Origin of the sequence: Scytonema sp. PCC 10023 (assembly GCF_963920835.1) — a bacterium.
Lineage (GTDB): Bacteria > Cyanobacteriota > Cyanobacteriia > Cyanobacteriales > Nostocaceae > Kalymmatonema.
Window position 1 is genome coordinate 60,751 of record NZ_CAWUDP010000040.1, and the last position, 20,798, is coordinate 81,548.

Genomic DNA, 20,798 nt, shown 5'->3' on the forward strand with positions numbered 1-20,798 from the left:
CAAGATTTAAATTCCACTGAATAACTATGGTTAATACTCAAGATATTAGGTTTAAGAAATCTGGCGGAGGACTTGTTTCACAAAGTCCCCTTTCTGAAACACATCCCCGTGCAGCAAATCCTCTTTCTTTAACACGTCCCCATGCAACAGCCGCCTCAACACTAGTCAAACCGCAGCCTTCAGCACCTTCCCGTGCTCCTGCTGTCAGCCTTCGTTCGGGTGATACTCTGTGGGAAGTCGCCCAGAAAAAACTTGGGGATGGTACTCGTTGGCGCGAACTTCAAAAAGCTGATGGTAGTCAATTTACTCGGCAAGAAGCTAAGCATCTCCAAGTAGGGACGCAAGTCTATCTTCCTGGGGTTAAGATGACGATGCAAACACCTCATCCTGTTACACTGGGCTCAAGCACACCCCGTGTACCTACACAGATCCTTCGCCCTGAAGGCATAACGCGCCGTGAATTTACCCCAGGCTCGACTCCTTCGACTAAAAGCACCCAGTTTAGCGCTTCACCTGCATTGGTTTCTAGAACCTCGCAGGTATCTTTAAATCTGCTTAGTGCTGAGGGTACAATGCGCCGTGAGTACACGAATGGCTCCAGTCACCCAACTCGAAGCACTGGGTCTAGAGATTCATCTGACACCTGGAATAATGCGCTGATCAACGGAACTGTCAAAGGAATCGCCGTAGGAACTCGTATCGCGAACAGATTAACACGCACAAGTTTGCCACAGACCAACTCGTTGGATGCTAAACGTGCTATTGGTAAAATAACTGAGAAGGTTTGGAATGAGCATTTTGATTCCAGATCAGACATTGTCAGAAACATCCGTCAAACAACTTGGAAAGATCGCAACACGAGAAAAACCCTACAATTTCCAGACGCTAAATCACGTCGTCCGGATAATTTTATTCAACTAAATAACGGTCGAGGAATTGCAGTAGAAGTTAAGGGGACACCCTTAGCAGCTGAGACCTCTGAAGCATCTAGACAGCGAGTGCGGGATCGCATCGCCCTTAGCAAACAAGCACTTCTTGGTAATAAAAATAAGGGTTTCCATGAAGTTGATCGAGCTATTACTAAAGTCGGACTTCCCATTTTAGGACCAGGAGGCAATACTGCCCTACCAGGAGAGACACAAAAACACGTCATTATAAAACCCAAAGGTGGTGCCCAGCCTCTCCCCTCTACTTGGACTGAACGTGTTAAATCACTCGGAGGTTATAAAGATTCAGCAACTTATGTTGTAAGAACAAGAGGTGGTAATAGGTCTGTTCAAACGAGGACACTGCAAGCTGCTAGAACAGTGAAAGAGCCTAGAGTAGCTAAGAGGACACTGCAAGCAGCTAGAACCGTTGGCGAATCGAGAGCTGCTCAAGGGGTACTCCGAGGAGCGAGTAGAGTCGCTGCACCAGTTGCAGTTGGACTTGATGCATGGCGGCTAAAAGATGCTTATCACAAAGACGGATTTGGGCAAGAATTCCGGAAAACAGCGGGTAGTGTTGCTGGTGGATGGGGTGGTGCAGCGGCAGGTGCTGCTATTGGGTCTTTTGCGGGACCTCCAGGAATGATAGTCGGTGGAATAATTGGTGGTGTCGCTGGAAGTGAATTCGGCGATGATATAGAGCAAGGAGCAGAGAAAGCAGGGAAAGCGATCGCGGACGGAGCTAAGAAGGCGTGGAATAAACTTTTTGGTTAACAAGCTCGATCTGGGGCATTGCTGAAACATATGATGAGTTTGTACTTCAAAGCTCAAAGCTTGGTATCAGATGATTCCGCCAATCAGCAAAGCCCATCAATTTTGCGGAAGAATGTCCAAGCGATCGCCAATTCTTCTTCAGAACCCCGACTTCTTAGAGAAGTCGGGGTTCTTATTTCGACGATTCACTTAACAGAAAACACCTCATCAAACTTCCGCGTAACCGGCTCAATCAACAAGCTCAAAATCGTCTTCTGCCGCATCACGATTTCCCCAGTTGCCTCCATCCCAGGAGTTAACGGCTTATCTTGACCCCGCGCTTTAATTATGAATTTATGCAGTTTAATCCTAGTAGGATAAACCTCCTTGCCCGAATTCTTATCCTTCACAACTGCGTAGGGACTAACGTAAACCACAGTGCCTTCAATCACACCATATTCTTGATAAGGAAAAGCTTCTATCTTCACCTTTGCATTCATTCGTTCATCAACAAATCCTCGATATTGATTTGGCAAATCAACTTCTAGCAAAGGTTCTTTCCCTTCTGGTAAAATTGACAATAACTCTTCACCAGGTTGCACTGTACCTTGACTTGGATTCACTTTAATGTTATAAACTCTGCCAGTAATTGGAGCTGTAATAGTTTGATTCTGCTGCTGATTTTTAGCTTGAGCTAGTTGCCTTTCAACTGTCTGCAATTCTTCGCGGCGCTTGCTAAGTTCAGAAAGGGGTCCAGTTTTATAATTTTGCTTGAGTTGCTGGATATTTTGCTCTTTGCCAGCAATACTTTTTTCTAAGTCTCTGACTTTATCTTGAGCATATAAGTAATCTTGTCGCGGGATAGCAGTACCGCTGAGACTACGCAACCTATTTACATCCCGTTGAGCAGCTTTCAAATTAACTCGCAAACCGGAAAGTTCAATTTCTGCCTGCCTAATGCTTGCTTTCTGGCTTTCTGCTGCTGCTTTGCTACGAGTCTGGATGTCTTGCTTAATCAATTGAGCTTGGTTGTTTAGCCTTTCAATCTCAGCTTGGGACGATTCTGAGTCAAGTGCTACTAAGATGTCACCCTTTTGTACCTGCTGACCTTCTTTGATCCTAGTTTCGTTGATATATTTAATTTTGCCACTACTAGGCGATCGCACTGGCTGCACGTCTTGCTCACCGGGAATCAACTTACCCGGAGCTACAGCCACTTCATCGACTTTACTCAAACCACCCCAGGCGATCGCCCCAAATACTGCCAAACTTAAGGTTACCCCCACCAATCTTGTATAAAGCGGGGGTAGCTCTTGCACTGCCTTACCTAATTCATAATCTAGGTAAGCGTTTGGATTAGCAAATTGCTCTTTTGTTTGCCGAGCTTGAGCTGGAGACGAAGCTAAAGGCTGCTTCATACTTTTTGCAGCTTATTTTACACTTTTCGCAGATTGATTTATAATATCACTTTCTTGTTCTTGGGTGTTATATTCCTCGGTGAAGTAGTAGTAGCTCAGACTGAGATTTTGAGGAAGAACTGCATTCGCCACTTGTCCCAAGACATTCTGACCAGATTTTTCCAAAAGCTCTTTAGCAAAAGCCGCATTAGCGGAATCAACGACTCCCGGTCGAACTACCAACAAAACACCGTCAGCCATTTGACCCAGAGTAGCAGCATCAGCGGCAACCGTTAATGAGGGAGCATCAATGATGACAAAGTCATAGTTGGCAGCAAAACTTTGCATCAATCCAGCCATTCGTTTCGAGTCGAGCAGGGATGCTGGACTGGGAGGCACGACTCCAGAAGTGAGGACATACAAATTATCCATGACTTGTGCGATCGCTGTCCAGATTTCAGCCTGCCCGACAATCACATTACTCAGACCTGGGCTATTTGGCAAGTCCCAGATGTGATGCTGAACTGGACGGTGCAAATCTCCATCTACCAGTAAGACTTTACGCTCCCTCTGAGCCATTGCTATAGCTAAATTGGCTGCTACTGTTGACTTACCTTCTTTGGGTACGGAGCTGGTGACAACGATAACTTTTAACTCTTTATCGGCACTCGTAAACTTCAAATTCGCCCGCAGCATCCGGAAAGACTCACTAATTGGTGAGCGAGGAATATCCCTAACAATGAGTTGATGCGTAGATAAATCTGACTCTTGATTACCGCGAGTAGATTTTTTAGATTTGCTAAAGGAAGGAATGACCCCCAATAAGGTCAATCCCAGTAATTCCTTTGCCTCATCAACTGTCTTGATTGATTTATCTCTTGCTTCCAAAAGATATATAGTTGCCAAAGAAGCTATGCTAGCCAGAAAGCCTGCACTCAAATACGAAATCACAGGAGAAGAAATAGGCTCTTCAGGAGGTTGAGCTTTGGACATTATGCTGGCGTTACCTACGTTTTGATTTTCGGCTATTCTGCTCTCTTGCAGCTTTTGTAGCAGAAGTGAATAGGTAGATTGGGCTGCTTGTACTTTGCGTTCTAACTGGCGCTGTTGTTGCTCCAATCTGGGCAGAATGTTAAGCCGTTGCCTGTAGGCAGCTTGTAAGTTAGATAATGCGGCTGCTTTACTAGTTAAACCCAGACGGCTTGACTCTAATCTGACAAGTTCTGCAGTAAGTTGTTGTTGCAGCGCTCCAATCTGCAAGTTGCCGTTTAGTTCTGGTTGCTTAGTTCCCGCAACATTTCCTATTCGCTGTTGTAGTATCCCTTTTAAGGCTTCTAACTTGCTTTCTAAATTAATGATTTCCGGATGTGTGTCTTGTAAAACAGTGCGCCTAGCTGCTAGTTGCGACTCTAGCTGCTGGACTTCTTTGAGGATATCTTGTACACCTGCAGACTGGCTGAGGGAAGTGCTAGCTACCGCCTGCTGGGAGTTCATACTCAATTGATTGCGGATCGCTTCAGACTGGGCTTTGACTTCGGCAATCTGAGATTGATCTGCGCTAATTTGCTTTTGCAACTCGCTAATCACTTCCACTGCCTTAATCGCTTCCTCTTGCAGGGCAACAACTTTGTTCTTTTCTTTAAACTGCGCTAGTTCAGCTTCAGCTTCGCGGACAACTAATTCAGCTTTTGGCACCTGTTTTTCTATAAACTTGCGAGCAGCTACCGCTTGGGCTCTGTGGTAAGATACGTTGTGCTCTAAATAGGCTTCCATCAACGTATTAACAACCTGTGCGCCTCTTTCAGGGTTCGTATCCTTGTTGGAAACTTTTAGAATATCAGTTTCCTTAATCCCAGTCACGGTCAGCTGTTTGATCAAATCCCGAGGTTTTAGGGATGCTCCTTTGTTGTCTTTCAGGTTGAGTCTGTCAATGGTCTTTTGGACAATCGGGAAAGAAAGTATAACTTCTGCCTCTGTACTGAGAGGATTACTTTTATCCGCTGCCACTGGTTCTAACTTAGCTATTTCTGTCCCCACTCCCGTGAGGGAAGAGAGCGTAGTTCTTTGAAAAAGTAGTTTTCCTTCCGTCATATAAGAAGGTTTTTTTAAAGAAAAACCCAGCAGAGAAATCAGGAAAACAGGAAGAAAGATTCCTATCGCTGGTGCCCAACGCCGCTTCAGGACTTGCGAAAGAACTTGCCAATACTTATCAATACTTACAAAATTTTCCTGTGATTCCATAAATAATCTTACAATTTTTTATTCAAATTTTTTCTTCATATTATATATTCAATCAATCTTGAATGTATAAATTTTGCCAGTAGTAAAACATGACAATTGGTTTGTCTATTAAAGTTCCCACTAAGCCATAAATAGTGAAGTATGAGTTTTGCGATTGTCATAATGAACTGCCGAAATTGCACTAATTACTCGCTCCAAGTCTTCGGTTGTGAGATTAGATCCAGAAGGCAAGCAAAGACCGCGTGCAAATAAATCCTCTGCAACGGCACCACCAATAGATTCACACTCTGCGAAAACGGGCTGTAGGTGCAACGGCTTCCACACAGGACGAGTTTCAATTTGCTGTTCGCCAAGTGCTAAGCGGACTTGTTCTCGGTCAGCACCAAAAGCGACTGGATCGATTGTCAGGCATGTTAGCCAACGGGTGGCGCGTCCAAAAGCGGCTTCTGGCATGAACTCTATTCCTGGCAGTCCCAAAGCACAGGCGTAAATCTCAAAGTTGCGTCGTCTAGCTGCAACTCTCTCATTCAGAACACGCAACTGACCCCGACCGATGCCAGCCAAAACGTTGCTGAGGCGATAGTTGTAACCAATTTCTGAGTGTTGGTAATGGGGAGCCGGATCGCGTGCTTGGGTAGCCAAAAAACGGGCTTTGGCTACTAGTTGTGCATCGTCAGAAACCAACATCCCGCCGCCGGAGGTGGTGATGATTTTGTTGCCATTGAAGGAGTAAATGCCAATGCGCCCGAAAGTTCCAGGCGATCGCCCTTTGTAGGTAGCTCCTAAAGATTCAGCAGCATCTTCAATTAAGGGAATTTCATACTGATTGCAAGCTTGCAGTATTGGATCTATATCCGCACTTTGACCATATAAATGCACTACCATAACCGCTTTGGGCAATTTGCCAATGCGTGCGCGGTGTTCTAGTGCTTGGCGCAACAAGTGGGGATTCATGTTCCAAGAAGTGCGATCGCTATCAATGAATACTGGTTTTGCCCCTAGATAGGTAATTGGGTTAGCGGTGGCTGCAAAAGTCAAGGTAGAGCAAAAAACTTCATCCCCATACTCAACGCCAACTAATTGCAAAGCCAAATGGATAGCCGCCGTCCCAGAACTTAAAGCAGCAGCATGACTTGCTCCAGTGACTTGACAAAATTCTTGCTCAAAAGTATCTACATGAGGACCAACGGGGGCGATCCAGTTCGTGTCAAATGCTTCTTTGACGAACTCTAATTCGTGAGCACCCATGTGGGGTGTTGAAAGAAGAATTTGTTTGTTCATCCTTATACTTTACTATTGGGTTTGCATTACTGTCGGCATTAATTCTGCCAAGATTCTATCGCTAATATCTTTTGCACTTTAGAACCATATTAAATGGTAGATCAGCTTTTCTGCATTGTGTCACTTTAATCTGGGAAAATGTTAGGTGAACGATATGCTGGGAAAAACTCTGTTTGTAGTATTTTATCAACATCGATTTTCAAAGATTCTGCCTTGAATTCAACCAGACTCCGATATTTCTCTTTGTCTGTAATTATGCGTATTGTTAAAAATTTATGGCTTTGTTTAGAAAAACCTGCTTTGAATTCGTAAAGACTGTCTCTAGAACTTCCTACCCCACCTCCCAAATGAAAAACTTTATTGCCACGCTCTTTAGCCCAAAATCTCACATAATCCAGCATTAATTTGCTTGGTGCTTGTTTTAAAAACTTATTTTTCGTTCCTGAAAGATGGAACTGAACGATACCACAGCATTCAGTGAACAAACCAGCACATATAATTTCCTCCTGCCATTCAACGATACATAAGTGAATTTTGTTACCTAATTTTGATAGATTAAAATAGTAGTCATAATCAAAATAATATGAAGTTTTAGCTGCTACACGATTCATTGTTTCTTCATAAATTTCAATAAAATCATCAAGATACTCTATAAATGGAACCATTTTCGCTGTCATTCCGGTGCGTTTACACCAATTGATTTTATTTCGGTGGTCATTTCGTGTTTGTCGCCATATTTCAGCCTCTGACATCTCTAAGTTTACAGAAACTGTTTCTCCATTTACTTGACAAATTTCAGGCGATAAAACTTCATTTAAATTTTCGTTAAGTATTGGATGAAGTCGAAAGAATGCTGAACACACATTCTTCGTAAATAATACAGTTTTTAGCTGTTCTATTGCTAATTCAATAAATTCAGGTGAATGAGTTGCTACCTCACTTAACAAAATTCCAGGGTAGCCGTAAGGTGATACAACATCAAAAAACTCTGATATTACTAAATGACTGTTGAATAAATCATCACAATGACGTAATAAATAAGGCACAAAAAATATTTTGTCACCATCAGTGATCAGAATAGCTTCTGGAATAGTATTAGTTCTTTTAGATTCCAGAAGTATATACTCTGGTAAATGGTAAACATCGTGATGCAGTTTTTCCAGCGTTTGCTGCCATAAATCACTGGCTAGATCAAAAATTTCAATATTCATATTATTTTTGAAAATTGGCTAGGATTTTTTATTGAAAGTTAGTACAAGAATTATTTATTTTGAGTAAACTCTGCCATTATTTCTATAATTCGAGTCATGTCATTAATAGAGTAACGATGGTCGCTAGGAATGGTAAGAATACGATTTGACAAATCTATGGCTATGGGATCGTTCGTAGATAGTCCCTCAAAGGGTTGCTGCCAATGAACTGTTGAAAAAATATTTTGACTAATCAGAAACTTCCGTAAAGCCTCTCGAACTTCATGTTTTTTGCAAACCAGAATAGCATTAAATGGCACTGCTCCAGAGGTCCATGATGTAAACATGGGTCTCAAGCCGACAGGAGTTGTAGTTAAACTCAACTGTAAAAATTGCCTGATGTTTGCCTCCCGGCGCTGCCGTAATTCTGATATATTCAGGCAATTGAGAATCTGGGTAGTAAAACAGCAAGCTGCTGCGTTTGTTTCATGACTAAGCCGTTGTTCTCCTTCAATTTGCAGAAGTCGATAGGTATCTTTTGAGATCTTTGCACCATTTATGTAAGCTCGTTTCAACAGCATTGCAGTAAGTTTTTGATGAGCACCAAATGCCTCTGAGGATAAGGGTTTGGGCAGTTCTAGCTTTTGGGGAGACCAAATGATTGCTCCATCAGGAATTGGCAAAGTCTTGCGTAGAGATGCCATTGCATAGTGAGCGGTGCTCTGCTTAGCCCAAGGTGAGAATGGGTCGTGAGTATGGTCTTCAATTAAAAGGATGCCATCATGTCTATGTAACCAATCTCGCCAAAGGCTTCCTTCCCGCACCCCAAATAAATTAACTGCCAGAACTAGATCGCCTGGAGAAGGACGAAGGGTGTTAAAGTCTGGGGCTGGTTCTGTAGGTAAATCTCGATACCAATATAAATCAAAAACTGTTTGAAGTTTGGCTGCAACGTGCATACAAAAGAATGAAGGTAAATGCAACCTTGACCTTCTCCCCTTAAGTTGAGTGTGATGATGAATGGACAACAAAACAGAAGTGCCTGTTGAAAACAGTTCGTAAAGCTTAGGCAGTAAAGTTGGCGATGCACATGAGGTGGTTAGTCCATCCCACCAATCAAACTCAGATCCAACTTCCCACCTTTTTTCCATCGAGCCTGACATTTTAACCTAATCCTTGTACTTAACTGGTTTATTTTGCAAATTCAAGCCGACGTGGCGTGACCGTTTCTCAGCCATGATTATTGCCAACAGCGACAATCTACTGACTGCTAGCGCATTTCAACATGAGACAGCTTTTTGTTGACCATTTCTTTAGGGGAATGCCATGAATTGGAGGGTTTGCAGCCTAAGAGCGTCGCTCAACTTGACCTTTGAATTCTTCAGATGTAACGTGACCTTCTTGAGTTATGTCCTCTCGTTTTAGGACTTGCCATACAGTCAGGAACAAAATTTTTAGGTCAAGCCACAAGCTCCAATTATCGACATACCAGACATCCAACTTAAATTTTTCGTCCCAAAATTGATCTAACCTGCGGCGACCATTGACCTGCGCCCATCCAGTAATACCGGGCTTCACCTGATGGCGACGTGCTTGTTCATGGGTGTAGCGCTCAAGATACTTGACCAATAAAGGACGAGGACCCACGAAACTCATATCTCCTTTGAGAACATTCCAAAATTGAGGGAGCTCGTCCAGACTTGTTTGCCGCAAAAATTTTCCTAAAGCTGTAAGTCGTTTCTCATCGGGGAGTAAATTGCCATTGCTGTCCCGCTCATCTGTCATGGTACGAAATTTGTAGAAGTTGAAAATCCGAGCGTTTTTTCCAGGACGGGGTTGTGTGAAAAGAATTGGGCGACCCATGCGGAAATAAATCGCGATCGCAAGTACCAGCGTCAAGGGAGAAAAAACCAGCAAGGCGATCGCTGCTACAAATCTATCTAATACAAACTTGATGAATCTGCTATAGTTCTTTGAACGAACATCCTGAAACTGTTTAGTAAACAACATAAATACCTCCTTACTTTTCAATAATCACAAAAAAGAAAGCTGAGATTTTGTACACAAATACGTCTTCATCTTTTACATTTCGCAAACCGTGTATTATCACCGAATTTCCTCGGCAACCAATTACTTGCCTTTCGTTCTACAAACCCTGACACTTATTCTTCTTTAAACACTGGTATTTTGAATTTTTTGGAAATGTCTCCTCCATTAATGATTAAACGATTGTTTGATGATTCTTCATCTTTCCGTAAGTAAACAGCATAAGTTTTGTCTGTTTCTTTCATATTGCTATCTACTTTAAACAAACAATTATTAAAAACTAATAATTGATTGCGTTGTTTGCTATAACTGGGATGCTGCCACCAAACATAAGCAGCACTAAAAAAACTATATGGCTTTCCAGTTTCTTTCCGAGTCACATAAAATTCGCAGTTGTCAAAAGTAACATCATGTGGAAACAAAATTCTGTTGTCATAATCATCAGCGGCTCCTATTTTGAATTTCGAGTTACTAAATTTCATAGTTGAATTCAAACTAAAAATGTAGAAAGGGGCATCACCAGAAATGATGTTATTACCTATTACTGTTGAACCGTCTTCAACGTTAACGTCAAAATCTCCATCAATTAAATTGAGATTTTCAAGTTTCACATCTACTTTCAAGGTGTCCCCATAACCTCGTCCATCCACTTCTATGTCAATTCCTGTAGGGTCAACTTTGCCTCTTGTTGTCAGATTATAGACTTCAGCAGATGAATTTCCACCCGTCAATACGAAACCACCACGGAATACATCTATAGCCTCACAATTGTCTACTTTCACAGACACATTAGTATAGACAGAAATCCCATCAGAAACTCCATTTTTGAAAGTACAATCTTCAATAAATGCTTGTAATCTTCCAGGAAGTTTTCGCTCAGCCGTCAAGAATATTAAATGCGCTTGCTCTAACTCATATTTTTGGTAGGCTCCTTGATTTTTGCTATTTCCATCAAAAGTAAGCCCCTTAATTATTAAGGGCTTTGAATTTTCCTTACCTGAATACTCAGTAGTGAAAGTTCTTGTCCATTTATCTTGATTCTCAGGCCGTTTAATGGTCGCTTCATATCCCTGATAAGTGATATTTTCCTTGAGCTTTACAGACGTGACAATATAAACGCCCGGAGGAAATAAGATGACTCCTCCCCCTTGGTTATAAACTGTATCTATTGCCGCTTGTATTGCTTTTGTGTCATCTGTGATTCCATCCCCTGTCGCACCAAAATCTCGGGCAGAAACGATAGATTGTCTATCATTATCAAGAATTTCCAAACTATGCAAATTCTTGGCATCCAAAATTGCATTTTTTGGATTTAAAAGTTTAATTTCAATATTTTCATCAGCTTCGTTGATATCGTCATCAACGATAGAAATGGATAGGTTTTTAGTAACAGTACCGGGTTCAAAAGTTAGGGTTCCTTGTGCAAGAGTATAGTCCTGACCGCTCCCCCTGTTTGTCTGACTGGCGGTTCCGCCTGTTACTACGTAATCAACAGCGATCGCCTCGCTGGAGACAGCATTTAAATTTACCGCTAAGCTGGCAGTGGAGACATCTTCAGAGATGCTAGAATTACTTAACTCGAAAGTCACAGTAGGTTTAGATAGAGTCATCACTCTGCTCGGATTGACGCATTGAACAAGCCCTATACTTAACAAGCCCACAAAGACCCAAAATTTAATTTTTGAAAAACCCAAAGTTTTATGCCATCTTCTGTTACGTAACATTTCCTATATCCAGCTTCATATTTGTAAAAATTTCATGTAAACAAAACCCCTAATTCTTGATAAAATTGCTCAAGCCGTTGGAAAACGATCCGCTCATCGTACTCAGCTTCAATACGTTGACGAGCTGCTTTCCCATACGCTTGTCGCAATTCAGGGTTAGACAGTAGTGTTCCCAAAGCCTCAGCTAACTTTTCACTATTTTGAGGAGGCACAATTAAGCCGGTTTTTCCATGTACTACTGCTTCCCGACAGCCTCGAATATCTGTGGCGACAACTGGTAAACCTATGGACATCGCTTCCAGGATGGAGCGTGGTAATCCTTCATGAGTAAAGGTCGGCAGCGTAAAGATGTCTAAAAGACCTAAAAGCTCTGGTATATCTTGGCGCTCGCCTGTTAGGGTAACGTGTTTCTCAATCCCCAAAGTGCGAATTTTTTCCATAAGTTCCGTTTGAAACGGTTCAGGGTCAGTGCTGAGTTGACCACCAATCACCAGAACGTGCAAATTAGGAAACTGAGAAAGTAGCTTGGCTGCGGCTTCAATCAGGTATCCACTCCCTTTCTTACGAGTTAAACGCCCAATCGTGCCAACTATCAAGTTAGCAGTTTCAGGAATACCTAAGGATTTGCGTAATTCGGTTTGATGAGTGAAACCGAGGCGATCACGGTTAAAACGGTCAATATCTATACCGTTGCCGAGGTAACCTAGTTTTTCCGGCGGACAAAGACCCAATTTTTTAGCCGTAGCGATATCTTCATAATTTTGGCTAAGAATCAGATCAGTTATTAAAGCAGCGAGTTTCTCAATAGTAAAGTAGAAACGATATTGACTAGGAGATGATAAATCGTGGAACGGAAGACCGTGAGAAGTGTAAACAATACGTTTGACACCAGCGAGTTTGGCTGCAATGCGTCCTAAGACAGCAGCAATTGGAGTATGGACATGAACAAGGTCATATTGATTCTGTCGGATAATTTTCGTCAGTTGATAGACACTTCTCAAGTTAGAAAATAATGAAATACTCCTGTCAATCTGAACTGCGTGTACTTTGAATCCATTTTGTTGCAGCTCTTGAAATTCTGGTCCCGGAGAACAAGCTATTCCTACTGTTAAGTTGCGGGACAAAAAGTATTTAAGCTGAGGTTGTAAAAGGATTTTGGCAGTAGGTGCAATTGCACAAATATGCAAAATTTTCATTGTATTTTACCTATTTCCTAAATAAATCATGAATGCTTTATGTGATTATCTATACAAATTTTTAACCCAGTACCATTCCTGAGTTAACCCTTCCCTCAGGGAAACTTGCGGCTGATAACCTAGTATTCTCCGCGCCTTAGATACATCGGCTGCAGTGTGTCGGGCGTCTCCCATCGCTTTTTCTACGTGGTTTCTCTTGATTGGACGCTCGACAATTTCTTCCATCGTGTCCAAGACTTGTGTTAGAACCACCCTGCTACCACCGCCAATGTTGAGGATTTCGCCCACAGCTTGGGGTACGGTGGCGGCGGCTAAATTGGCGGCTACAGCATCGCTGACAAATGTAAAGTCCCGCGTTTGCTCTCCATCGCCGTAAATAGGAATCGCTTCATCGAACAACACCGCTTTGAAAAACTTATGAAATGCCATATCCGGGCGCTGTCTGGGACCGTAAACTGTGAAATAGCGCAACGCCACAAACGGCACATCAAAGTTTTTGTGATAAACCCCACACAACCGCTCCGCTGCTAGCTTAGTAATACCGTAAGGAGAAACAGGCTTGGCACATATCTCCTCGTTAGTGGGCAGAGTTTCGGCATCACCATACACGCTAGAGGTAGAGGCAAATACCAACCTTTTCAGGTGTTTGGCATCCTTTGCCGCTTCTAGCAAAACTTGTGTGGCGTTAATATTCCTTTGTGTGTAAGCGTGGAAACCTTGACCCCAACTTGCCCGCACCCCTGCTTGTGCTGCTAGATGGTAAACTACGCCCACATCCTTAAGGAGTGTCTGCCAGTCTAAAAACTGAATATCTCCTTCAATTAATTGAAAAGCAGGATGGTTTTGCAAGTGTGTAATATTCTTGCGCTTTAATGCTGGAGAGTAGTAATCATTAAATTCATCTATCCCGATGACTTCTTCACCTTGTTTCAACAACGCTTCTACAAGGTGAGAACCTATAAACCCTGCGGATCCCGTTACTATACTTTTAGCCATAAATTCAAAATACACATGGATATTTTATGAAAGTTTATTGATATTTTTATTAGCGACTATTTACTGAAACTAGTCATGTTTGTCTAACCACGCCTGGAACATGAGTACGTCCCAGAGATAGTACTGCCAGTTGCGATCGCCACTGATATGTTCTTTCCATTTCTGTTGAATTGGTTTAGGATTCAAGAACCCTTGTTGATGTAAGCGGCTTTCATCAAGTAAATCCTCTGCCCACTCACGTAAGGGACCACGCAACCAGCTATCAATTGGCACGCCAAAGCCCATTTTGGGACGCTCAATCAGCTCTTGCGGCACATACTTGTACAAAATTTGACGCAATAGCCACTTACCTTGACCGTTACGAATTTTCATTGATAAGGGTATGCGCCAAGCAAATTCCACTATGCGGTGATCTAACAGTGGTATGCGACCTTCTAAACTCACACCCATACTTGCCCGGTCAACTTTGACGAGAATATCGTCTGGTAAATAAGTCACCGTATCCAGGTACATCATGCGTTGAGTGTAGTCTGGTAACTGTGGCCAACATTGGCGATCGCTTACAGCCGTTATAGGCTCGCAACTGCCGATGACTATAGCTTCAGGCTCTTTCCAGTGGGAAACAAGACTAGCGTACATCGCTTCAGGATCGGAAACTGCCAAAACCCCAGCCAGTTTGTGTAAATGGTCGCCAACGGTGGAGTATCTGAGTTTGGCTGGTAATACGGCACCAAAGTTTGTAAAAACACGATCCCAAGTCTGGGGTGATAAGCTAGTTAAGCCATGTGCAGCAATCTGACGCAGGCTTTTGGGCATCCAGCCTATCTTTTGCCAAATGCTACGACCCCAGAAATAGCGGTTGTATCCCCCAAATAGTTCATCGCCACCATCGCCTGAAAGACTGACTGTGACATGCTGTCTGGCTAATTGAGAAACCAAAAAGGTAGGAATTTGGGAGGGGTCGGAAAAGGGTTCATCGTACAGAACTGGCAGCTTGGGGATAACAGCAAGCGTGTCTTCTGGGGTGAGATAAAGTTCTGTGTGGTTTGTGCCTAAGTGCTGTGCTACCGCTTTAGCATGCTCTGCTTCATTGTATGCCTTTTCATGAAAACCAATAGTAAAGGTTTTCACTGGCTGGCTACTTTGAGCCTGCATTAAGGCTACTACTGTAGAGGAGTCAATTCCTCCTGAGAGGAAAGCACCCAAAGGGACATCGGCAACCATACGTAGCCCCACTGCTTCCCGCAGTAGCGCCTCCATTTCTGCTACTGCTTCCTGTTCTGACCCTGTGAAGGGTTTAGCAGTACCTAGTTCCGCAGCTTCCTTGGCAGACCAATAGGGTACTGGTTTGGGATGAGTATTTACGCCGTTCCAAGTGAGGACACATCCAGGTGGTAACTTATAGATGCCTTGGTAGATGGAATAGGGTGTAGGAACGCAGCTATAGCGCAGAAATAATGCCAAAGCATCACGATTAATTTCAGGATGAAAATCGGGATGGGCTTTGAGGGCTTTTAATTCAGAGGCAAACAGAAAAGTGTTACCACACCAGCCATAATAGAGTGGTTTTTCACCCAGGCGATCGCGCCCTAAATGCAAAACGCGTTCTTGACGATCCCACAAGGCAAAGGCAAACATTCCATTAAAGTGCTTAATTGCCTCAAATACTCCCCACTGGCTGAAGCTAGCCAGCATCACTTCAGTATCAGAATGACCTCGAAAGTGGTGACCTAACTTTTCCAGATCGCGTCTTAACTCTAAAAAGTTATAAATTTCCCCATTAAATACAATCGCATAGCGACCATTTCCAGACACCATAGGTTGGTGTCCTTCGGGTGAGATGTCAATAATGGCAAGTCGTCGGTGTCCTAAAGCAATACCGTTTTCGGTATCTATCCATATGCCGCCGTTATCTGGTCCACGATGATAGAGAGCATGGGACATATTTTGCACCACAGACTCCATCTCCAAAGTAGATCTTTGCAGAACGGCATCAAAAAAACCTGTTATTCCACACATATAGTACTGTACTCATCTTTGATGTAGGTTTTTTGCCTTTTTTTAGTTAAATGAGCAGAGGCGTAAGTAGTTTTTGATGATTGTGTACTTAAAGTCGCTATTGCTAGCAAATAGAACCAAAAAATCGGGTGTCGCAACACATAGTGAAAGCTACTAAATGCTGCTAACGAAATAACGGCAGCGAACAGAACAACGAATCCTTTACGCCATGCACTCCAAGCTACCCATGCTAGTAGGGTAATGTAGGCTGTTAGCCCAACAATTCCAGAACTTGCTCCCCAATCTATAAAAGTATTGTGAGCCTCAAAATCTAAAAATGGACCGTTTTCACCTGAATGAGAACCAGGTCCCAGACCAAATAAGGGTGAATGAGCTAGTGCAGCTATTCCATTTGCCCATAATGTAACGCGATCGCTTCCCTGACCACCTTTATCGTACACATCTGCTGAAGCCAAATAGATGTTTTGATAAACAAACTTTATTGATATAATTGATATCAATATCAAAATTAATCCAATAATTTGTTGATAAACTCTTTTGAGTAAATATGTGAAATTCTGACTTACTAAAACATTCTGTAATGCTCCAAAAATTACCAAAAATACTATAATCCCAAAACCTACTGCCCAGGATATGATTAAAGCATCGGATTGCGTAGCTGAACCGATCACAAAACAAAACACGATTAACCAAAAATACCATGTTTTTGTAACAAAACTTCTACTTGTGTTTAATAAATGCAATGCCGTAAAAGGAATCATGCTTAACAATAAAGCTAACTGATTAGGATTTTTAGACCAACCTGTAAATCTGATGCCGCCGTACCAAGGAGCAAAAAATGGCAGAAGAGAAGGAAAACAAAATATTATAAATAACAACAATATTGTGCCGGAAATAACATAACTAATAATTCTTTGTGGTTTTTTAGAGAACACTTCTGATATTGAACAACTGGTGGAAAAAAGAAGTGCAAATATAAAAGAAAATAAATCATGAGGAAAAGATGGAGATGTTACATCCATCAATTCTGCTATCACAAAACCTAATATCAAGGAAGTAAAAGCAACAATCCAAAAACAGAAATTGACTTGAAAAATAGGTGTTAATAAGTGATATTTAAGAATTCCTAGTCTGATAATTACAAATAGTATCCAGACAAATAGCATAACTTCACCCGGTCCGACAGGAAGGCTTGAAAGCCTTAGTTGAGTGGCATTTGTAAGTACTATTGCCGTTGCAATCCAAATGATTTCCAAATTCTTCATTACTACAGCATTCTTATATTGCTTCACGACATTTTTTTAGTATTACATAACGCATAAAAATTGCGTATACTCTTGATATTTTTATTGGAAAAATATTTTCAAATCATTGTTTTTGCTACTGAATATTGACGACTAATCTGGCTAATCACTATCGTAATAAGCAAATCAACACACGCCTGTAATACCTTGCTAAAGACCATAAGCAAAGAATGCGCCACTCAACAAATGTAATGGCTCCAGATTTCCATAATCTGCAATAGATTTCTTCTTCAGCTGCTTTCCCGTTCAAAAGATTTTTGGTTTGTCCCCCCTCCCCAAATGGATACTTAAAGTAATAAGCTATGGGAAAGCTGAGAACGCTAGCTTGGCTACCCTCTAGTATAATTTCCAGCCATAAAAAATAATCTTGGGAGTATCGTAAGGAAGGACTAAAGCGTTGCTTAATATCCCGCTTCATCATAACAGAAGAAGTGCAGAAATTATTAGAAAATAGAATTTTATTTCTGTCTATTTTTTGAGATTTTATATTTGATGGTACTGGTTCATAGTTCAATTGAGTTTTACCTTTTTGAAGAACAACCTGATGTCCAGATAAGGCAATATCAGGATTTTGGATCATCCAAGAATACTGAACTGCAATCTTTTCTGGATGCCAAGCATCATCAGAATCGAGGAAGGCTATATAGTCATGAAATGCCAAATCCCAAGCAGTATTACGAGCAACAGCAGGACCCGAATTTTCTTTGAGTGCAACAACCTTAATCCAGTCTTTGCCATAATCACGCTGTAGCTGTAGCAAGACTTCTAAAGTATCATCTCCACTTCCATCATCAATAAGTATGACCTCAGCAGGTGGAAGAGTTTGCTTGGCAACAGAGTCAATTGCTCTACTAATTGTTTTAGAGCACCGATAACATGGAATAATTGTACTAACAGAAGCAACCATATTTTGAACCTTTTATTAAATCTAAAAATTAGAAAAACTATCACCCTACTAATAGATTTAAAAAAAATTAACTTTCTACACAATTCGCCTCTTCTTTTCTCCAGGAACTAAGGCTTTGTGAGTAATTATTCAGGTAAATCTTCTCTAAAGATTGAACGCTATTTTGAATATTAAATGGGCTTTGTGCGATAACAGCCAGGGCTTGTGTTGGAGTTATTCCTAGTTCACCTTTGTTCATCGCCAGGATGACCTCAGCCCAAGCTGAGGCTGGTTGCGACAGACACAATCGCTGCACCAGAGGCTTTACGACATCTCCCTCATTGGGAACAGTATTTGAAACAACGCAAGGTAGTCCAGCAGCCTGTGCTTCTAGGCGCACATTTCCTAGCCCTTCGTAGAGGGATGGAAACAGGAATACGTCCATAGCTCCTTGCATCACTCGGGGGACATCAGACCGGACGCCTGCAAAAATGATACGGTCAGCCAAGCCTATCTCAGCAGCTTTATGCTGAATTTCTGGGCGCAGTGGACCATCACCCACTAGCAACAGACGCATTTTCGGTTCTCTCTTGGCAACCTCTGCTGCAATGTCCAGGATAAATGTGTGGTTCTTCACTTTGACAAACCTGCCAACGTGACCAATGACAAAAGCATCAGCAGGAATGCCGAATTCGGCACGCATAGCAACCGGATCAATAACATCGCGGAACGAAGCCATGTCGATGCCATAGTAAATAGCTTGCCAACGTGGGTCGGTTTCGCAGACTGCACCGAACAAGTCTGCCACCGCCTTGCGGCTCATTCCCAGACCAACTGTCGCATGGCGGTTGATTAACCATTTCGCCAAAGTGTGATAAACACGTCGATACAATCCCGCTCTGGCTTCAATTGAAGAAGTATCTGTATGGGTATGGGCAATGCGAACAGGTATACCAGCCTGCTGCGCTAAGCGAAGGACATAGCCGCTGAAAAGATAGACATGACTGTGGACGATGTCATAGGGACCATACTCACGCAAGATTCGCTTGAAGTTAGCGGTATAAGTCCACGGTCGAGATGGATGAAGGCAGGGGATAATTTGACTGTTGAGGGCGCGAATCTCCTCATCGTAAGCGCATGGCTGTGTTGTGTGGACTAAGAAGTCCATTTGAAAGCGATCGCGGTCGGTTTGGCGCAAGAAATCCATTAGCCAGGTTTCGATGCCACCCCGGTTCATCCCTGCAACAACATGGAGGATACGTATTGAACGCTCATGAGCCAAGGTAGGGTTCTCATTGCTTTTTAGTGTACTTTTGGAGCTTTTGTAATGCATAAATAATAGTTACTTCTAAATAGATTTCAATGGTGCTCTATTTTTTAAAGCTGATAGTGTAGATGCAAGAGGTCAAAATTTGCTCTATCCCCTTTGTGCAAAGCAAAAAAATATTCTGTGCAATAGTTCTTTAAGCTTGAGACAATGGCTCTGATTCTTTTCCCTTATGCTTATTTATTTTATGCAGCGCATGAAGAATCACTCCTAAACTCAAACTTGCTTGCACAGTTGACGCAATGATCTGTGCAATAACTGCCCCTCGCAGTCCATGAATTGGGAGCAACCAGAAGCAAGTGACAGCTAATGAACTTGTCACTAAAACAAACAAAGGAATTTGGATGCGGAAGTACCTAGCTGCTGACATTCCATAGCCTAGGAAAGAGGATATATATCCAACCGCTGCTGCTGCCATTAGCCACACCAATATATCTTTATGTTGGGCATACTCAGCTTGGTACAGAAGAGTCAAAATCTGCTCACCTGCCACAAGAGCCACCAAGATAGATGTTCCACCCAGCAGAGCACCAAGTCCTATTAGCTTGAGAAGGAGTGTGCGGAAAGCGATTCCATTTCCACTCGCATAGTATTTGGCTAGCCTTGGCGTGGCTGACTGCCCTAGCGCATTTACCACCATGCTTCCTACCATCATTAGATAAGCGATCGCAGCGAATATACCCAGTTCCCGCTCGCCCAAATGTCGCTCAATAAAGTAACGGGGGATGTTGGTATTGAGCGAAATGAGCATCATCACGATACCGAGTGGCAAAGCAAGCCACACTAACTTTGCTACCGTTTCCAGGTGCCACCGAGGTTGCACTACATCTGTCGTATGCTGCTTTCTAGTTTCTTCGCTCGATGGTGTTTCTTCGGGGTGATTTAGCATTCCTGCGCCACTACGAATGTCGTAACCGAACAAGACTAAAGCCCAGGCAACAGTCAATCCCACGACTCCCCACACGACACTACGTGATATGTAAACGGCGATACCAAGTAGTAACAGCGATAAAGGACCTTTAATCATCATCGACAAGGCAATACGATCCATGCGTTCGTGCTTCTGGAGCAGCCCATAAAACACGTCACTAATAGACTCAAATGCTTTAGCCAAACCAATGAGCAGGATGATAAGCGATGTCTGCCACCGATACCCTGCTGTCAAAGTGATGACCACAATCACCAAAAGCGCCAACACTGATGAGGCGATCCTCAGACTAAGGTAGTCGCCGAAAATATATTGGTGTTTAACGTCTGTGGCTTGGACATATCGCAGTTGGAGATTTGTCAACATGACTACGGGTGCAGTAACCGCAAGCCCTAATGTGAACTGTCCTACCATCTCCGGGCTACCGACTTTAGCAAGTACTACTAGCATCCCCCATTGACAAGCAGCATAGACCAGATTGCCAACAAAAGTCCAAGAGAAGTTATGGTGCAGTGTTAGTGGCTTATTTTGTTGCATCTGTATTGGTTTTTGATAAAAACACTTTCATATTCATCGAGCATGGC

General features: G+C 42.5%; 15 protein-coding genes. 1 reads left to right on the top strand and 14 read right to left on the bottom strand.

All coding sequences use genetic code 11. The annotated features are described in order from the left end of the window. Positions 1 to 26 precede the first annotated feature (26 nt). A complete protein-coding gene (locus tag ACM0OZ_RS23555) occupies positions 27 to 1,700 on the top strand; it encodes a LysM peptidoglycan-binding domain-containing protein (protein WP_414585237.1) in 1,674 nt (557 codons plus the stop codon). A 185-nt stretch (positions 1,701 to 1,885) separates the two neighbouring features. Here the strand turns inward: ACM0OZ_RS23555 and ACM0OZ_RS23560 are convergent, their stop codons facing one another. The 14 genes from ACM0OZ_RS23560 to ACM0OZ_RS23625 form a co-directional block, all read right to left on the bottom strand. Beyond that, positions 1,886 to 3,097 carry an HlyD family efflux transporter periplasmic adaptor subunit gene (locus tag ACM0OZ_RS23560; RefSeq protein WP_414585238.1) on the bottom strand — a complete coding sequence of 404 codons (1,212 nt, stop codon included), beginning with the start codon at positions 3,095 to 3,097 and terminating at the stop codon, positions 1,886 to 1,888. A 12-nt stretch (positions 3,098 to 3,109) separates the two neighbouring features. Then, entirely contained in the window at positions 3,110 to 5,317 is a 2,208-nt protein-coding gene (locus tag ACM0OZ_RS23565; protein WP_414585239.1) for a GumC family protein, read from the bottom strand. 120 nt (positions 5,318 to 5,437) lie between these two features. Continuing rightward, entirely contained in the window at positions 5,438 to 6,598 is a 1,161-nt protein-coding gene (locus ACM0OZ_RS23570; RefSeq protein WP_414585240.1) for a DegT/DnrJ/EryC1/StrS family aminotransferase, read from the bottom strand. A 125-nt stretch (positions 6,599 to 6,723) separates the two neighbouring features. Next, on the bottom strand, positions 6,724 to 7,809 hold the full coding sequence (locus ACM0OZ_RS23575; protein WP_414585241.1) for a FemAB family protein: 1,086 nt from the start codon (positions 7,807 to 7,809) through the stop codon (positions 6,724 to 6,726). 50 nt (positions 7,810 to 7,859) lie between these two features. Continuing rightward, positions 7,860 to 8,951, bottom strand: coding sequence for a DegT/DnrJ/EryC1/StrS aminotransferase family protein (locus ACM0OZ_RS23580; protein WP_414585242.1), 1,092 nt, complete (start codon positions 8,949 to 8,951; stop codon positions 7,860 to 7,862). A gap of 184 nt (positions 8,952 to 9,135) precedes the next feature. Continuing rightward, a complete protein-coding gene (locus tag ACM0OZ_RS23585) occupies positions 9,136 to 9,798 on the bottom strand; it encodes a sugar transferase (protein WP_414585243.1) in 663 nt (220 codons plus the stop codon). A gap of 152 nt (positions 9,799 to 9,950) precedes the next feature. Beyond that, on the bottom strand, positions 9,951 to 11,558 hold the full coding sequence (locus tag ACM0OZ_RS23590) for a Calx-beta domain-containing protein (protein WP_414585244.1): 1,608 nt from the start codon (positions 11,556 to 11,558) through the stop codon (positions 9,951 to 9,953). Positions 11,559 to 11,590: 32 nt separating this feature from the next. Continuing rightward, on the bottom strand, positions 11,591 to 12,754 hold the full coding sequence (locus ACM0OZ_RS23595) for a glycosyltransferase family 4 protein (protein WP_414585245.1): 1,164 nt from the start codon (positions 12,752 to 12,754) through the stop codon (positions 11,591 to 11,593). Between the two features lie 45 nt (positions 12,755 to 12,799). Next, on the bottom strand, positions 12,800 to 13,750 hold the full coding sequence (locus tag ACM0OZ_RS23600; protein WP_414585246.1) for an NAD-dependent epimerase/dehydratase family protein: 951 nt from the start codon (positions 13,748 to 13,750) through the stop codon (positions 12,800 to 12,802). A 69-nt stretch (positions 13,751 to 13,819) separates the two neighbouring features. Next, a complete protein-coding gene (asnB, locus tag ACM0OZ_RS23605) occupies positions 13,820 to 15,769 on the bottom strand; it encodes an asparagine synthase (glutamine-hydrolyzing) (RefSeq protein ID WP_414585247.1) in 1,950 nt (649 codons plus the stop codon). After that, positions 15,757 to 17,061 (bottom strand): O-antigen ligase family protein, encoded by a 1,305-nt coding sequence (locus ACM0OZ_RS23610; protein WP_414585248.1) that lies wholly within the window; start codon positions 17,059 to 17,061, stop codon positions 15,757 to 15,759. The genes asnB and ACM0OZ_RS23610 overlap by 13 nt, the downstream gene beginning before the upstream one ends. 121 nt (positions 17,062 to 17,182) lie before the next feature. Then, positions 17,183 to 17,980 carry a glycosyltransferase family 2 protein gene (locus tag ACM0OZ_RS23615; protein ID WP_414585249.1) on the bottom strand — a complete coding sequence of 266 codons (798 nt, stop codon included), beginning with the start codon at positions 17,978 to 17,980 and terminating at the stop codon, positions 17,183 to 17,185. A 67-nt stretch (positions 17,981 to 18,047) separates the two neighbouring features. Continuing rightward, a complete protein-coding gene (locus tag ACM0OZ_RS23620) occupies positions 18,048 to 19,292 on the bottom strand; it encodes a glycosyltransferase family 1 protein (protein WP_414585250.1) in 1,245 nt (414 codons plus the stop codon). Between the two features lie 130 nt (positions 19,293 to 19,422). Continuing rightward, entirely contained in the window at positions 19,423 to 20,751 is a 1,329-nt protein-coding gene (locus tag ACM0OZ_RS23625; RefSeq protein ID WP_414585251.1) for a lipopolysaccharide biosynthesis protein, read from the bottom strand. Positions 20,752 to 20,798 lie beyond the last annotated feature (47 nt).

What these genes read in the sequence shown, in the direction of transcription:
- ACM0OZ_RS23555 (WP_414585237.1), top strand. Translation starts at nt 27, where the DNA reads ATGGTTAATACTCAAGATATTAGGTTTAAGAAATCTGGCGGAGGACTT.
- ACM0OZ_RS23560 (WP_414585238.1), bottom strand. Translation starts at nt 3,097, where the DNA reads ATGAAGCAGCCTTTAGCTTCGTCTCCAGCTCAAGCTCGGCAAACAAAA.
- ACM0OZ_RS23565 (WP_414585239.1), bottom strand. Translation starts at nt 5,317, where the DNA reads ATGGAATCACAGGAAAATTTTGTAAGTATTGATAAGTATTGGCAAGTT.
- ACM0OZ_RS23570 (WP_414585240.1), bottom strand. Translation starts at nt 6,598, where the DNA reads ATGAACAAACAAATTCTTCTTTCAACACCCCACATGGGTGCTCACGAA.
- ACM0OZ_RS23575 (WP_414585241.1), bottom strand. Translation starts at nt 7,809, where the DNA reads ATGAATATTGAAATTTTTGATCTAGCCAGTGATTTATGGCAGCAAACG.
- ACM0OZ_RS23580 (WP_414585242.1), bottom strand. Translation starts at nt 8,951, where the DNA reads ATGTCAGGCTCGATGGAAAAAAGGTGGGAAGTTGGATCTGAGTTTGAT.
- ACM0OZ_RS23585 (WP_414585243.1), bottom strand. Translation starts at nt 9,798, where the DNA reads ATGTTGTTTACTAAACAGTTTCAGGATGTTCGTTCAAAGAACTATAGC.
- ACM0OZ_RS23590 (WP_414585244.1), bottom strand. Translation starts at nt 11,558, where the DNA reads ATGTTACGTAACAGAAGATGGCATAAAACTTTGGGTTTTTCAAAAATT.
- ACM0OZ_RS23595 (WP_414585245.1), bottom strand. Translation starts at nt 12,754, where the DNA reads ATGAAAATTTTGCATATTTGTGCAATTGCACCTACTGCCAAAATCCTT.
- ACM0OZ_RS23600 (WP_414585246.1), bottom strand. Translation starts at nt 13,750, where the DNA reads ATGGCTAAAAGTATAGTAACGGGATCCGCAGGGTTTATAGGTTCTCAC.
- asnB (WP_414585247.1), bottom strand. Translation starts at nt 15,769, where the DNA reads ATGTGTGGAATAACAGGTTTTTTTGATGCCGTTCTGCAAAGATCTACT.
- ACM0OZ_RS23615 (WP_414585249.1), bottom strand. Translation starts at nt 17,980, where the DNA reads ATGGTTGCTTCTGTTAGTACAATTATTCCATGTTATCGGTGCTCTAAA.
- ACM0OZ_RS23620 (WP_414585250.1), bottom strand. Translation starts at nt 19,292, where the DNA reads ATGCATTACAAAAGCTCCAAAAGTACACTAAAAAGCAATGAGAACCCT.
- ACM0OZ_RS23625 (WP_414585251.1), bottom strand. Translation starts at nt 20,751, where the DNA reads ATGCAACAAAATAAGCCACTAACACTGCACCATAACTTCTCTTGGACT.